Annotated in this window: 12 protein-coding genes; 6 read left to right on the top strand and 6 right to left on the bottom strand. The window is 59.9% G+C overall.

The window, feature by feature from the left end:
* The first annotated feature begins 90 nt into the window (after positions 1–90).
* Positions 91–729 (top strand): TetR/AcrR family transcriptional regulator, encoded by a 639-nt coding sequence (locus ACN0SO_RS10315; protein ID WP_417677244.1) that lies wholly within the window; start codon positions 91–93, stop codon positions 727–729.
* 99 nt (positions 730–828) lie between these two features.
* Positions 829–1,848 (top strand): ketol-acid reductoisomerase, encoded by a 1,020-nt coding sequence (gene ilvC, locus ACN0SO_RS10310; RefSeq protein ID WP_417677242.1) that lies wholly within the window; start codon positions 829–831, stop codon positions 1,846–1,848.
* Positions 1,849–2,039: 191 nt separating this feature from the next.
* Here the strand turns inward: ilvC and ACN0SO_RS10305 are convergent, their stop codons facing one another.
* Positions 2,040–2,225 carry a hypothetical protein gene (locus ACN0SO_RS10305; protein WP_417677240.1) on the bottom strand — a complete coding sequence of 62 codons (186 nt, stop codon included), beginning with the start codon at positions 2,223–2,225 and terminating at the stop codon, positions 2,040–2,042.
* 198 nt (positions 2,226–2,423) lie between these two features.
* Between ACN0SO_RS10305 and ACN0SO_RS10300 the strand changes: the two genes are divergently transcribed.
* Positions 2,424–3,749: a hypothetical protein gene (locus tag ACN0SO_RS10300; protein ID WP_417677238.1), complete on the top strand. Its 1,326-nt coding sequence runs from the start codon at positions 2,424–2,426 to the stop codon at positions 3,747–3,749.
* Positions 3,750–3,966: 217 nt separating this feature from the next.
* On the opposite strand, the gene ACN0SO_RS10295 is transcribed toward ACN0SO_RS10300, so the two are convergent.
* Entirely contained in the window at positions 3,967–4,428 is a 462-nt protein-coding gene (locus ACN0SO_RS10295) for an SRPBCC family protein (RefSeq protein ID WP_417677236.1), read from the bottom strand.
* A 140-nt stretch (positions 4,429–4,568) separates the two neighbouring features.
* Positions 4,569–7,409: a tetratricopeptide repeat protein gene (locus ACN0SO_RS10290; RefSeq protein ID WP_417677234.1), complete on the bottom strand. Its 2,841-nt coding sequence runs from the start codon at positions 7,407–7,409 to the stop codon at positions 4,569–4,571.
* A gap of 650 nt (positions 7,410–8,059) precedes the next feature.
* Between ACN0SO_RS10290 and ACN0SO_RS10285 the strand changes: the two genes are divergently transcribed.
* Positions 8,060–9,124 (top strand): GGDEF domain-containing protein, encoded by a 1,065-nt coding sequence (locus tag ACN0SO_RS10285; protein WP_417677232.1) that lies wholly within the window; start codon positions 8,060–8,062, stop codon positions 9,122–9,124.
* 34 nt (positions 9,125–9,158) lie between these two features.
* Here the strand turns inward: ACN0SO_RS10285 and ACN0SO_RS10280 are convergent, their stop codons facing one another.
* From ACN0SO_RS10280 to ACN0SO_RS10270, 3 genes are read right to left on the bottom strand one after another with little or no spacing between them, the layout of a single operon-like run.
* Positions 9,159–10,049, bottom strand: a complete 891-nt coding sequence (locus ACN0SO_RS10280) for a D-alanyl-D-alanine carboxypeptidase family protein (RefSeq protein ID WP_417677230.1) — start codon at positions 10,047–10,049, stop codon at positions 9,159–9,161.
* A 46-nt stretch (positions 10,050–10,095) separates the two neighbouring features.
* Positions 10,096–10,857 (bottom strand): ABC transporter permease, encoded by a 762-nt coding sequence (locus ACN0SO_RS10275; protein WP_417677228.1) that lies wholly within the window; start codon positions 10,855–10,857, stop codon positions 10,096–10,098.
* Positions 10,854–11,780 (bottom strand): ABC transporter ATP-binding protein, encoded by a 927-nt coding sequence (locus ACN0SO_RS10270; protein WP_417677226.1) that lies wholly within the window; start codon positions 11,778–11,780, stop codon positions 10,854–10,856. Before ACN0SO_RS10270 ends, ACN0SO_RS10275 begins: the two co-directional genes overlap by 4 nt.
* 229 nt (positions 11,781–12,009) lie before the next feature.
* On the opposite strand from ACN0SO_RS10270, the gene ACN0SO_RS10265 reads away from it, so the two are divergent.
* On the top strand, positions 12,010–12,912 hold the full coding sequence (locus tag ACN0SO_RS10265; protein ID WP_417677224.1) for a pirin family protein: 903 nt from the start codon (positions 12,010–12,012) through the stop codon (positions 12,910–12,912).
* A 208-nt stretch (positions 12,913–13,120) separates the two neighbouring features.
* Positions 13,121–14,287 (top strand): GNAT family N-acetyltransferase, encoded by a 1,167-nt coding sequence (locus ACN0SO_RS10260; protein ID WP_417677222.1) that lies wholly within the window; start codon positions 13,121–13,123, stop codon positions 14,285–14,287.
* The last annotated feature ends 79 nt before the right edge of the window (positions 14,288–14,366 follow it).

Genomic DNA, 14,366 nt, shown 5'->3' with positions numbered 1-14,366 from the left:
CAAATTCCCCCTTGACCTCGCCTTCCGCCTCCGCCATAAATCCCGAACCGTACCGTACGGTACAAACACATTACAGCAACTGCCATGCCCATGTCCGCCCACACCGTCGATCCCGAGTTCGAAGACATCGCCTTCACGCCGCGCCAGGAAGCGGTGCTGGAGCATGCGTTGGCATTGCTCGTCGGCGGTGGCGAGAAGGCGCTGACGACGGCGGGTCTGGCGCGCACCGCCAACTGCTCAAAGGAAAGCCTTTATAAGTGGTTCGGCGACCGGGATGGTTTGCTTGCCGCCGTCGTCGCTTATCAGGCGAGCAAGGTGCATTTCCCGCCCGAAAGCGGCGCCACGGCGGATGCGGAAACGTTCCGTACCCACCTGGTCGCCTTCGCCACGGAACTGCTTGCGGTCCTGTTCGGCGAGACGTCGCTGGCGCTCAATCGCCTTGCCATCGGCCAGTCGAACCGGGACGACAGCCGGCTCGGACGGCTGCTTCTGGTGCGCGGCAAGCACATGATCTCCGCCCGCGCCCGCTCGCTGCTGGAGGCCGGGCGCCACCGCGGGCTGATCAAGTTCAACGACGCGGAAGAGGCCTATCAGGTGCTCTACGGCCTGGCCGTCCGCGACGTCCACATTCGCCTGCTGCTGGGCGAAACGCCCAGCGAAGCGGAACGCGACCTGGAAGCCCAGGCACGGGTCGCGGTCGACAGGTTTTACCGGCTCTTCGAGGCCTGACCGGCACCGGATAGCCAACAACCACGGAATACGTTCGAAAGATCGGGACACCGGAAATAAGGCCGGGTCCCCCATGACAAACGGGAGAAAGGAAGACCCATGCGTGTTTATTACGATCGCGATGCCGATCTGAACCTGATCAAGTCCAAGAAAGTCCTCGTCATCGGTTACGGTTCCCAGGGCCGCGCCCATGCCATGAACCTGAAGGACAGCGGCTGCACCGAAATCGCCGTTGCGCTGCGCGAAGGCTCCACCACCGCGCTGAAGGCCGAAGCCGACGGCTTCAAGGTCATGAACGTGGCTGAAGGCGCTGCCTGGGCCGATCTGATGATGATGGCAACCCCGGACGAACTCCAGGCCGACATCTACAAGGACCACATCGCCGGCAACATCCGTGACGGCGCTGCCATCGCTTTCGCTCACGGCCTCAACGTCCACTTCGGCCTGATCGAGCCGAAGTCCACCGTCGACGTTCTCATGGTCGCCCCGAAGGGCCCGGGTCACACCGTGCGCTCCGAATACCAGCGCGGCGGCGGCGTGCCCTGCCTGATCGCCGTCCACCAGGATGCTTCCGGCAATGCCCATGACCTCGGCCTGTCCTACGCCTGCGGCGTCGGCGGCGGCCGTTCGGGCATCATCGAAACCTCCTTCAAGGAAGAGTGCGAAACCGACCTCTTCGGCGAACAGGCCGTTCTGTGTGGCGGTCTCGTCGAACTGATCCGCGCCGGTTTCGAAACCCTGGTCGAAGCCGGCTACGCTCCGGAAATGGCCTATTTCGAGTGCCTGCACGAAGTGAAGCTGATCGTGGACCTGATCTACGAAGGCGGCATCGCCAACATGAACTACTCCATCTCCAACACGGCTGAATGGGGCGAATACGTCACCGGCCCGCGCATCGTCACCGCCGAAACCAAGGCTGAAATGAAGCGCGTCCTCACCGACATCCAGACCGGCAAGTTCACCTCCGACTGGATGCAGGAGTACCGGGCAGGTGCCGCCAAGTTCAAGGCAACCCGCCGTCTGAACGACGCACACCAGATCGAGGAAGTCGGCGAGCGCCTGCGCGGCATGATGCCGTGGATCAAGTCCAACGCCCTGGTCGACAAGACCAAGAACTAAGCTTGCGGTTTATCCGGCTTGCAGCGGCCCGCCTTTCGGCGGGCCGTTTTGCATTTCGGGGATGTGTCAGGTCATGAACTCATAACCGGTCACACAGAACTTGCCCCGGACATTCCTTGGTGTAAGCCTCCGGCATGGCGTCGTGGGCGGTGAGGACGTGATCTTGGGTGCAATGCGGGTATGACCTGAAATTAGTCGGATCCGTCTTTGGAGCCGGTGGGTTTCTTCAGGTCTTCCGCATGTGTCAGGTCTTTTTCCGCATCATATACGCCATCAATAAGAAACTCCGCCGGACGGTCTTTGCCGGAGTGATACGTTCCGCTTTTGACGCCAAAGCGAAGGATGCCAAGCTTGGCCAAGAGATCGAGTATTTTCAATATCAATTCCTCCTGATAGGCGGGCCGACAATGCCAAGGCCCATAAACAGACAAGCATATCAGTCGGCATCCCGGTCATTTGTGCTGTAACAGATAAGCCCTCCCAGCGATTTGAGAATAATCAAGGCGGATAAATGATTTAGCTGCGCTTGATGCCCGGCAGAAAGTCATCAAGATTCACAAGCTGGAGATTTTCCGATGGGCGCCCGCGTCGTAATTCTTACACTTGCCCTCCTGGTTTTCTGGGCAGGGTCCCTGCAAGTCGCGGGGGCCCAGGAAGGCGCAAGTCGCCAGGAAGTCATAAACGAAGTTTCGCGGGTGACGGGACTTTCATCAGACATTATCGCTCAGACGTTGGGCGACAATCCGGCCTGGATGCAAAAGCTTGGCAGTGCGGTTACCGCAGCTCAACTGATCGACAAGCTTTTGCAGGGAAAAGACTCCGAGGTTGTCGTCGATCTCGTGACCGGAACGGCGACAGGCGCTGCGGATACGTTTGTCAGCAAGGCATTGCCTCCTCCCGTGGCGGCCTTCATTGCCGCCGTAAAAGCATATAAAGCCTCGCTCGAACTGATCCGTGATTACGCATTCGTGCCGGCGCTCAACGCTGCTGTCTATGGAGAATACAAGCGTGCCCGCGGAGGACGTCTCGATTACAGCTACGCTTCGCCGGAAGAAGCATTCGAACAGGCCATATACAACCTCCAGCGGGCAAATGGCGGCCTTAGTTTCAAAGGTTACTGGCCTCAATACGAAGCACAATATCAGACCTTTTTGAAGGCGAAGGATTACAATCCTGATCTCGTCGGCAAACGCCTTGAAGAACACCTGAAAGGAAAGCTTGACGATTTCTGGACCGGACGGATGGAGGTGACCTACCAGCGGGAGATCCTGGCAGGACAGAAACAAAGCCTCATAGACGCTGTCTGGGCCAGTGTTCAGGGAATTCTCGATCAACTTGCGGCACCGGCAGGAATCAACACGTCCCTGTTTTTGGATCCGGCGTCGGATCTGCCTGCCGGTTGGTGGTGGGTACAGGATGGCCGCGAAGCTTTCACCGAAACTCCAGTCGCCAATCAAACGAGTGGATCCCCTTATGACATCTGGCGCCAGTCCTTCACGATGAGCACCGGAAAAGGCTTTTCCGTGAATAAAAACGGTAGCTGGTGCAAACCAGGCAGTGGGGCTACCCAGGACTGCGATTTCCCTTACATGAACGTGCGGGTGTTCATAATGGTTGCCAAGCCGGAAAAAGATGCCGGCTATTCCTTAAGCGTACAGGACATTCTGGATTATGACGTTTCCAACAATGGCTACACGTCCTTGAGTGCTGGAGCCGCCTGGAGAATGGTCGACGATAATCTTGATTTGGAGTTTGTTGTCGGGAAATACCTTGGAAAGGTGTCAATGCGTGCGCCGAAAGGCCCTCAAGCCTCCCTTGAAATTGCCAAGCCGCTTGCTCGCGTGATCGCACAAAAATTAAAACAGCAGACAGTTGGCGCGAAACCGCAATCCCGGAACTAAACCCTTTTCTGCCAACCACTTAAAGCTTCTACGCATTTACTACCCTTTCAACAGCCGTTCTCCGCCATGATCGATTGAACATGGTCACGCCCTGGCGGCTGACGTGACGGTCGTCACCGCGGCGGGTCCGCTGCAGACGCCGGAAGCACCGCAAAAGTGGTAGCGCGCAACAAAAAGGTTCGGCGTTGCGCGCTCGACCGACAACAACTTGAAAACCCTACCCCTCCACCACCCGCCCCAGTGCCTCCAGGAGGTCACGGGTTCCGGCCTCGCGCATCTGCGGGCCGTCGTGGCCATCGAAGAAAGCCCCCTGTTCGGTGAACTTCAGTCTTGTGCCGCCCGGCACGTCGAACAGCTCGATGGTGGTCAGCGATGCGGAAATGTGCCGGCCGTCCGCATCCATGTCATACGCATAGATGATCCGCTCGTCCTTGACGATATCCAGATAGATGGAATCGAACCGGTAGGAATGGCTATGGTCATGATAATTCATGACGCCGTGGCTGTGTTCACGCCCGCCGATGCGGAAATCCATCGATGCGGCCGAGGTCGCTTCCCGGTTTTCGAACCATTGCCGTTTCTGTTCGAAATCGGCAAACGCATCGAAAACCCGCTCCCTGGGCGCCCTGTAGATCCGCTCCAATGTAAACTTGGCATGGACAACACCATGTTCGTTCATGGTCGCCTCCGCTCCGTCCTGTCGTCGCCGATCGGTACGGCCGCCGACGTCTGAAGGCCCAGGCTCGTCTCTGAAAGTGCCTGCCCAATAGCAGGTTCACATTGCCTCGCACGCCCCGCCAAAAGGAAACCGGAAAGACCTCAGCGTGACTTCGGCGTCTTCGATTTGCCGTGCGCCAACCTGGTCCCGGCCTGGGAGCAGAGTTCAACTTCCGCCGCCGCCTTTTCGTCCCCCGCCTGGACGGCTTTCAGGAAATAGTCGCACGCAAGCCCGACGTCCGCCTTCTCGAGTTTGCCGCTTTTATAGAGATAGCCGATATCCGTCAGCGCATGGGGTTCACCGAACCGGGCGGCCTTCTCGAACCAGTGAAGTGCCAGATCGAAGCGCGGCTCGTCGGCCCGGTAGGCATGGTAGGTGCCCAGAGCCGCCGCGGCCTCCGCATTTCCGGTCTCGGCCTCATCCTCCAGCAACGTCACCGCTTTTTCCCGCTCGCCCGCATCCGTTTTGGTGTCGAGAACCAGGTCCGCGGCGGCAAGCCGCGCCTTGACGGATGTTTTGCCCGCAAGCTGCCACCAGAATGCCGCCTTGCCCGTATCGCGGGAGATACCCGTTCCGTTGAAATAGGCATCCCCCAACCGTTGCTGAGCAATCGTCAGGCCGCGATTGGCCGCGATTTCCAGGTTTTTAAATGCCTCTTCCTTTGCGCCTGGACGGTCTGCCGCCTGCGTCAGCAGAAAATCGGCCAGGGCATAACGGGTCGTGGCAAGACGGTCCTCGCCTTCGGCCGCCAGCCTCAGATGCTTTTCCGCGTTTTCCGGATCGATCGGCAGCGCGATCCCGTACTGATAGGCCAGACCGAGAAACAGGTTCTGGTTCCGCTCGCCGAGCTTCTGCCACTTGCCGGTTTCCGTGTTGCGGACAAGGCCGGAAAGCGGCCCGAGGCTCGCCAGGGGATCGGACTTCGAAATCTTCAGCAGCCGTTCGACCGCGCCCTCAAAATCCGGCTCGGACGCCTCCTCCAGGATCTGCCCCCGGCTCCATTTGACGGTCGCCTCCAGGTTGCCGTTGTCCGCCGCCACTCTGTAGAGATCCAACGCCGTCTGCTTATCGCCGAGCAGGGCGCTGCGCGACAGCGCCTCCGCTGCTTCGTAAGCCAGCTTGGCGTCTCCGCCCTCTGCCAGCTTGATCTGCCAGTGCAGCGCTTTTTTCCGGTCCCTCAAAACGTCCGGGCCATTGGAGTGGATGTGGACAAGCCGGCGGGCCGAATAGGCATTGTCGCCTTGCGCAGCCTTTTCGTACCATTCGACCGCGGCCTTGACGTCCTTTTTGGTCGCAAGCCCTCGTTCCGCCATATGGCCGAGATAGGCCATGGCAAGAGCGTTGTCCTGTTCGGCCCCTTTCCGGAAAAGCTCCGCGGCACGCTTGTAGTCCCGCCTCGTGCCTTCGCCCTTGAAATAGGCTTCGCCCAGCATCACGGTCCCGTCGATATCGCCGCCTTCGTGGCCCTGGAGGTAATAGTCGAAAGCGCGCTGCGGATCGTAGAAGTCGCCGTCCTTGTCGCCGTAGATGTCGCCGAGCCCGGTTGCCGCATCGGCGTCGTCTGAGGCCACTTCCAGATAAATTTCACGCGCCTTTCCGACATCCTGTTCAACGCCGACACCGTACTGGTAGCACTGGGCAAGAGCGAAGGCACCGGCCTGACGATCGTTCTCGTAGGCCTTCGTGAACCAGTCGAACGCCTCCTTGTCGTCTTCCGCAACGCCGTTGCCCCAGTAGTACATGTTCCCCAGCAGCACCTGCGCATAGGACCGCCCGTCTTCGGCCGCCGCGCGGATATATCTGCGCGCCCGCTGCGGCTGCGCATCTCCGCCCAGCCCGTAGAGCAGCATCCGGCCGGCCTCGTACTGGGCGTAACCGTAGCCTTTGTCCGCCGCCTCGATGAAAAGCGCGCGCGCCTTTTCCAGATTCTTCTGTGTGCCGAGACCGCGATCCATGAGCGACGCCATATAGGCGACCGCCTGCGCATCCCGATCGTAATCCACCATCGCCTTGTAATGCCTGAAGGCGGCGGCGTTATCCTCGGCCACGCCCTTGCCGGTTTCATAGGCGACACCAAGGGAAATGTTGGCGCGCGTCCGGCCCAGGTCGACGGATCGCCGGAAAAGCTCGGCCGCTTTCGCGTAATCCTGCGCCACCCCCGACCCGGCCCAGTACATTTCTCCCAGGTAGTGGGTCGAACGGGGATCGTCGCGAACCGCCCCCTGCCGGTACAACTCTACAGCCTTTTCGGCGCCTCCGGGTTTCAGCATGCCATCTTCGTAAAGCAACCCGAGCGAGGCATAACTGTCGGTGTAGCCGTCCTCGATCGCCTGCTGATAGTATTTTGCCGCGGTTTCGTAATTCTGCTCGACACCCCAGCCGTTCTCGTAAAGCCAGCCCAACCAGTCGGTCGCCTGCAACACGCCGTTGTCGGATGCCCATTTGATCCAGAACCGGGCCCGGGCATGGTCCCGGCGCACACCCAGACCGTTCAGGTACATGGCGCCGAGCCGCATCCCGCTCCAGTAGTGACCGTAATCGGCAGCATCCTGATAAAGCCAGACGGCCTTTTCCAGGTCCCGTTCCGTCCCCAGACCGAGCTGGTAGTATTGCCCCAAAGCGCCTTTCGCGGCCGGATATCCCGCATCCGCAGCTGCCTTGAAATGAAAGAAGGCCTTGTCATAGTCCGGCGTCCAGAACCGGTCGTTTTCGTAGGCCAGCCCCAGCCGGAAATGCGCCTCCGGATCTCCTTCGGCAGCCGCGGCCCGCAACGTGTCCAGTTCCAGAAATTCAGGCTCGAGCGTTTCATCCAGACTGCCGCGTCCAGGCGATGACAGACTGTCTTCGATCGTCCCCCGATTCAGGGATTTGAGCGCATCGTCATGACTTTCGACCGCGCCGGCGGGCGCGGCAGCCACCGAAAGCCAAAAGGCAGAGAGCAATAACGCTGACGTCTTCCTGTTCATAGAGCCCGACACCCGACACCAATCGCTTTCGATAATGGACCATCCTGCGGCTCATATTCAATCCCGATAGTTTGAAACCGACCGCACCTCATAATTGCAGCCCGCCGGCGCTCCATGTCCTGCTGTAAACTATTGTTTGGACCGGCAAAATACCCTTACCCCGGGTCAGAAGGCGTTAATATGTCCCGGTCGACAATTCCGTCGGCAACGCATCGGGTTTGGATTTGTTAACTGCACGACCGCGCCCTGAAAGCCTCTCAGCCAAGGCGGTCTTCATGAATACCAAAAAATATTGGGAAAAATACTAATGCCGGAAAGCGCGGTTTTGTCGCATTTCCGAATATACCGGCACCTGATCAGGACATGCTTTCAAAGACTTAGTTCCTACCCTGCCGCCACTCCGCATCCTGCCGAAACAAATTACTGCACGGTTAGATAAAGTTTTACCGAGTGCGTTAAACACGCCGCAAGGGGCTCTGCCTAGTGTCCGCAACATCATCGATACGCCTTTTGCCTTGTCAGTCACATTCGAAGGCTTTCCTGCCGTGGACAAATTTAGCCTTTTTACGGCCAACGCAGTTATTTTGGTCGTTTTTTCAATAGCTTTCCTGGCCGCATTTCACGACATGAAGCGTGCCCGCTACTGGCGAACATGGACCGTTGCGAACCTTGTCCTGGCCACGGCCCTGGTTTTCTACATTGTGGAAGCGCACCTGCCGGCTACTGTCGTGTTTCTGGTCCCAAACGGCCTTCTCCTGGTGGGCTTTGGCCTGCATTGGAACGCCGCGCGCCAGTTCGCCGGCTGCAAGCTCTGCAACGTAAGAATCTGGGGCCCTCTGGTGATCCTGATCGCAACGACCCTGCCCGCGCTCGCCATGAACAATTACGGACTGACCTACACCGTGACCAATGTCATGCTGGCAGCGCTTGCGTTCGGCACCGCGCGGGAATACTTCGGCATGAAGGCCTCCCGTCTTTCATCGCGTCACGGCCTGACCCTGGCCTATATTCTGGTCGGCATTTCGTTTCTGGTGCGTGTGTTTCAGGGGATTGCCGAATGGCAGAACATGGGCATCGGCCTGCCGGACGACGTCATCCTGACGTTCCATCTGCTGCTCGCCCTGATCTATGTCAGCGCGAGCGGAGCCTTTTCCCTTGCCATCGCCTTTGAACGGGCCGTTGCCGAACAGCGCGACGCGGCCCATCGCGATCCCCTGACCGGCGTCTACAACAGGCGCGAATTCGAACTCCGGTTGAAGGCCCTGCTGTCGGATGAAACCCGGAGGGCCTTCGCCGTCCTGCAGTTCGATCTCGATCACTTCAAACAGGTCAACGACCGCTTCGGCCATGTCGCCGGTGACGAAGCACTCCAATATTGCGCCGACCTCATCAAATGGCACCTGCGCGACGAAGATTGCCTCGCCCGCCTTGGCGGTGAGGAGTTCGCCGCGATCCTGCCCGAGATTTCTCAGGACGAGGCTGTCCGAATCGCCGAGGCAATCCGCAAGAGCGTCGCCGAAGCCAGGCTGGACTTCGCCCCCGCCGAATTCCGGCTGACCCTCTCGGCCGGCGTCTATCACGGAACCGGCGGCGATCTCGGCCACAAGGGGCTGATGCGCCGTGTCGACCAGGGCCTTTATCAATCGAAGAACGCCGGCCGCAACCGGGTGTGCCTGGCCGACGCCGCCTAAACGAGCCCCTGAGCGCCCGCCTTCAACCGGCCTGTCAGAAAGACGCCTCAAGCAGGCGGGTGACTTCCTTGTCGCGGGCGCTTTCGCTCTTGCTGCCCATGACCACGACGAGACGCCGTTCCCCGCCCCGGTGCGCTGTTGCCACCAGATTGTAGCCCGCCGCGTTGGTATGTCCGGTCTTCAGTCCGTCGACACCGGGCACCTTGCCAAGCAGATTGTTCGTCGTCTCGTAGGTCCGGCCGTTGTAGGTGAAGGACTTCGCCCGGAAAAAGCCGGCATATTGCGGAAAACGGGTTTTCAGCGCCCTTCCGAGCTTGGCCATATCCCGGGCGGTCGACACATGATTGGGATCCGGCAGCCCGCTGGCATTGGCGAAGCGGGTTCTGGTAAGGCCCAGGGCGCGCGCCTGCGCGTTCATTCTGGCGGCAAAGGCGTCTTCGCTGCCGGATATGTTTTCTGCAATCGCCACCGCCACGTCGTTTGCCGACTTCACCGCAAGCGCCCGGGCGGCCTGCTCCACCGTGATCGTCGAGCCCGCCTTCAGGCCGAGCTTGGCCGGCGGCTGGCTGGCCGCTCTCGCCGAGACGGTCAGCGGGCTTGAAAGCGAATACCGGCCGGAGGCAACCTCATCGAACAGCAGATAGAGCGTCATCATCTTGGTGAGCGAAGCCGGGTAGCGGATCTTGTCGGCATCGTGGGCGTAAAGCTCGGATCCGGTTGCCATATCGAGCACATATTCCGAATAGCTGGCGGCCGACGCCGGCGCCGTCTCCGTATAGGCGACCGCCTTGACCTGTGGCGGCGGCGCGGACTGCGAGACGACAGGCGTCGGAGTTGGCGCCACAGCTCCGCCCGCGGTCTGGCAGGCGGCAAGCGCAAGCGCCATGGCCAGGGCAAGCAACGGCCTTCCCGAAATTCCCGTCATGATCCGCGTCACCTCGTCTTCCCCGACACTTTCACATCTCTGCCCGTCAGGCCTTCAGTTTGTACCCTGTTTTGAATATCCATCGAATGATTGCAAGGCAGATAACGAGAAACAGCAGGGTCATGCTGAGCGAAAGCGCGAGGCTGACATCGGCCTTGCCATAGAAACTCCAGCGGAAGCCGGAGATGAGATAGACGACCGGATTGGCGAGCGTCACCTTCTGCCAGAATTCCGGCAACATGCTGATGGAATAGAAGCTGCCGCCCAGGAAGGCGAGCGGCGTGACGATCAGAAGCGGCACGAATTGCAGCTTCTCGAACGTATCGGCCCAGATCCCGATAATGAAGCCGAGCAGCGAGAAGGTCGTGGCGGTCAGCAGGAAGAACGCGACCATCCAGGCCGGATGCTGCACCTCGATCGGCACGAAGAAGGTTGCCGTTACGAAAATGATCGAGCCGACGAACACCGCCTTTGTCGCCGCCGCGCCCACATAGGCGACGGTGATTTCGAAGAAAGACACAGGCGCGGACAGGATCTCGTAGATTGTCCCGGTAAACTTCGGAAAATAGATCCCGAAGGCCGCATTGGACAGGCTCTGCGTCATCAAGGACAGCATGATCAGCCCCGGCACGATGAAGGCCCCGTAGGAAACCCCGTCCACTTCGCTGATCCGCGACCCGATCGCCGCGCCGAAAACGACGAAATACAACGTCGTGGAAATCACCGGTGATATCACCGACTGCATCAGCGTTCGGCCCGTGCGGGCCATTTCATAGAAATAGATCGCCTTGATCGCCTGAAAGTTCATGCCTTTTCCTTCACCAGATCGACGAAGATATCCTCCAGGGAACTCTGGGTCGTATTGAGGTCGTGGAAACGAACACCCGCCTTCGACAGGTCGTTCAGCAGAGAGGTAATTCCGGTCCGCTCGCTCTTCGTGTCGTAGGAATAGGTCAGCGACTTGCCGTCATCGCCGATGGTCAGGTCATGTGCTTCAAGTCCCGCGGGCAATTCGCTGATCGGGTTTTGCAGATGGAGGGTCAGCTCCTTGCGGCCAAGCTTGCGCATGAGCTCGTTTTTTTCCTCCACCAGGATGATCTCGCCCTTGTTGATCACCCCGACGCGGTCGGCCATTTCCTCCGCCTCCTCGATATAGTGGGTGGTCAGGATGATCGTCACGCCACGGTTCTGCAGGCTTTCGACGATGCGCCACATGTCCCGGCGCAATTCCACATCCACGCCCGCGGTCGGTTCGTCCAGAAACAGCACCCGCGGCTCGTGCGCCAGCGCCTTGGCAACCAGGAGCCGCCGCTTCATGCCGCCGGACAGCGCCATGATCGGCGCACGTCGCTTGTCCCACAGGCTCAGGTCCTTCAGAATCCCCTCAACCAGGGCCGGATTGCTCCGCAGGCCGAACAGGCCCCGACTGAAGGACACCATGTCGATGACCTTCTCGAAATGGGAGACCGGCATTTCCTGGGGCACAAGGCCGATCAGCTTGCGCGCGTCGCGATACTCCCGAATGGCGTCGAACCCGCCGACGGCGATGGTGCCCGACGTCGGCCGGATCAGCCCGCAGATCGTACTGATCAACGTCGTCTTGCCGGCGCCATTGGGCCCGAGCAGCGCGAAGACCTCGCCCTCGGCGATGTCGAGCGAAACCGACTTGAGCGCCTGGAAGCCACCGTCATAGGTTTTCGTAAGGGACTGAACAGAAATGATCGCGGACATGAATCGTTGAGATCTTCAAGCGTTGAGGAGTGGGAAAAGGCCGTGTTCAGCTTAGGCCATATGCGCCGAACCTGCCTGACACTGTTTACAAAAGATAGGCGTCACTTCGATCTGTTCCAAGACCGGTCGTTATTGTTTCTTCAAAGTGAACAGACTGTTTGTTATTGGCCGATGGGAACCGGCTCCCGGTCCACTATTTTAGGGAAACCACGTATTGGAGCGAGGATCAATGTCTATTCGGCCCGTTACTCATATCGGCAGCACCCAGCCGACCCTTGAAGGGGCAGGTGTCAAGCTGGAACGCGTGTTCGGATTTCAGGATCCGGAGATGCTCGATCCGTTCCTGCTCCTCGACGATTTCCGGAACGAACGGCCCGAGGACTACCTGGCCGGCTTTCCCTGGCATCCCCACCGCGGGATCGAAACGATCACCTATGTGCTCGCGGGAACGGTCGACCACGGCGACAGCCTGGGCAACACCGGCAATCTGGGCGCCGGTGACGTTCAATGGATGACCGCCGGGCGCGGCATCATGCACCAGGAAATGCCCAAGGGAGATGACAAGGGACGCATGCACGGATTTCAGCTCTGGGCCAATCTGCCCTCATCGCTGAAGATGTCCGAACCGCGCTACCAGGACGTCAGTTCCGCCGATATACCTGTTGCCGTCGATGACGATGGCACCTCGGTACGCGTCATCTGCGGCGACTTCTGGGGTAAATCCGGCCCGGTCGACGGAATTGCCGCCGATCCGCAATACCTGGATGTCCATGTGCCCGCCGGGGTGAAGAAACGATTGAAGGTCGACACCTACAAGCAGACCTTTGCCTATGTCTTCGAAGGCTCGGGCGCCTTCACTGATGCCTCCGACCCCGTCGGTGTTCTGACCGAAAAGGAACTGGACGGGACGGAACTGCATGTGCGCGACCAGACCGGAAACCGGACCCTGGTCATGTTCGGTTCCGGCGACGAAATCATCGTCCAGGCCGGTGAACAGGGCATCCGCTTCCTCCTCGTCTCCGGCGCCCCGATCCGCGAGCCGGTCGCATGGCACGGCCCAATCGTCATGAACACCCGAGAAGAGCTGATACAGGCCGTCAACGAACTGCGCAGCGGTACATTCATCCGCTAGATTGAGAATTCAATAATTTGTTTGAGTCCCCAACCCGGGGCTCTCTCCCTGACTTCCCGACTTTGCTTGCCCGCCAAGCACTTACTGGCGGTATCCGTCCCTGATGGATACCGCCTTTTTTCTCTGGCATGGCGTCGCCGCGCTTGCCGGATATTCACTGAGCGGCTACCCCTTGAGCGGGGACAATGAAACGGGCCGAAGACTGCGAATGACCTTGAAACTCCGCCCGGCGCATGCGGGCGACACCGGCATACTCACCGATATCCTGCACCGATCCAAGGCCTCCTGGGGATACCCTCCGGAGAAGATCGAGGCATTCCGCAGCGAATACCGCATCACCCAGTCAACCCTCGCATCGCTCGACATGATCGTGGCCGAGAAAAACGGCCGCCCGGTCGCCTTTGCCGGCGGCAGGATGCGGGAGGACTGCCTCTATCTCGAATTCCTGTTCGTCGCGCCCGAGGCGATGCGGCAAGGGATCGGCAGCCTGCTGCTGCAACGCATGGCCGACCGGGCCAGGGCCTGCGGCAAGAACCGGATCATGCTGGAAAGCGACCACTTCGCGCGCGCTTTCTATGAAAGCCGGGGCTTTGCCGCCTTGTCCGAACGGCCGGGGCAGATGTCCCCCGACGGCGTCATTCCGATCATGGAAAAACCTCTTCACGCAGCAATCTTCCCGCTGCAGTCCGTCCACCTCACCATTGACCGCGGGAGCCATTGGGCGTTTGAACGCAGGCACGTCAGGGAAATCGAAGCCCATTGGGCCGAACTCTGCCGGAAGAACCCCACCTTGTGGAACGGGCGAACGCTGAAACTTGCCGGCTATTCCCTCGCCGACGGTCATTTCACCGGGACCTGCCGGGAATGCTCCTATGCCGCTTTTCTGACCTGGCGCGACTGGGGCGCTCCCGATCTCGACACCTATAATATCTTCGGCTCGGCGGTCTTGAGATCGTCGGACGGTGCCCTGCTTTACGGGGTCATGTCGCAAGACACGGCCAATGCCGGCAGGATCTATCCGCCCGGCGGCAATCTGGACCCGTCGGATATTCGCGCGGGCGGCAACGTGGACATCCTGGGAGCCATCTACCGCGAGCTTGCGGAAGAAACGGGCCTGGGCGTGGACGATATCACAGCCGGACCGCTTTACGCGATCATGGACGGCCCCCGGATTTCCATCGCCCGCGTCCTCGACGTTCCGCTTGCCTCCGAGCCTTTGCGCGACCGGATCCTGAGGCATTCGATGGCAAGCGAGGAACAGGAACTTTCCGACATCCGGATCCTGCGTCATCCACAGGATCTGGCATCGCCGAATTTCGTGCCCTTTGCCCGGGATATAGCGAGAATGCTTCTGCCGGCTCCCGCACCGGCCTGACGTCAGGTCTCGACCCCGGGGCGGATTAATCCTTTATTGCCCAATGCGCAAACGTACGGGGTGGCAGTCGGAACTCTTC

This window comes from Roseibium sp. (assembly GCF_048260565.1).
Classification (GTDB): domain Bacteria; phylum Pseudomonadota; class Alphaproteobacteria; order Rhizobiales; family Stappiaceae; genus Roseibium.
Note: the sequence above shows the minus strand (reverse complement) of the source record. Positions and strands in the feature narration are given on the sequence as shown.

Coding starts and splice junctions, on each gene's coding strand:
- ACN0SO_RS10315 (WP_417677244.1), top strand. CDS start 91: ATGTCCGCCCACACCGTCGATCCCGAGTTCGAAGACATCGCCTTCACG.
- ilvC (WP_417677242.1), top strand. CDS start 829: ATGCGTGTTTATTACGATCGCGATGCCGATCTGAACCTGATCAAGTCC.
- ACN0SO_RS10300 (WP_417677238.1), top strand. CDS start 2,424: ATGGGCGCCCGCGTCGTAATTCTTACACTTGCCCTCCTGGTTTTCTGG.
- ACN0SO_RS10295 (WP_417677236.1), bottom strand. CDS start 4,428: ATGAACGAACATGGTGTTGTCCATGCCAAGTTTACATTGGAGCGGATC.
- ACN0SO_RS10285 (WP_417677232.1), top strand. CDS start 8,060: ATGAAGCGTGCCCGCTACTGGCGAACATGGACCGTTGCGAACCTTGTC.
- ACN0SO_RS10280 (WP_417677230.1), bottom strand. CDS start 10,049: ATGACGGGAATTTCGGGAAGGCCGTTGCTTGCCCTGGCCATGGCGCTT.
- ACN0SO_RS10275 (WP_417677228.1), bottom strand. CDS start 10,857: ATGAACTTTCAGGCGATCAAGGCGATCTATTTCTATGAAATGGCCCGC.
- ACN0SO_RS10270 (WP_417677226.1), bottom strand. CDS start 11,780: ATGTCCGCGATCATTTCTGTTCAGTCCCTTACGAAAACCTATGACGGT.
- ACN0SO_RS10265 (WP_417677224.1), top strand. CDS start 12,010: ATGTCTATTCGGCCCGTTACTCATATCGGCAGCACCCAGCCGACCCTT.
- ACN0SO_RS10260 (WP_417677222.1), top strand. CDS start 13,121: ATGACCTTGAAACTCCGCCCGGCGCATGCGGGCGACACCGGCATACTC.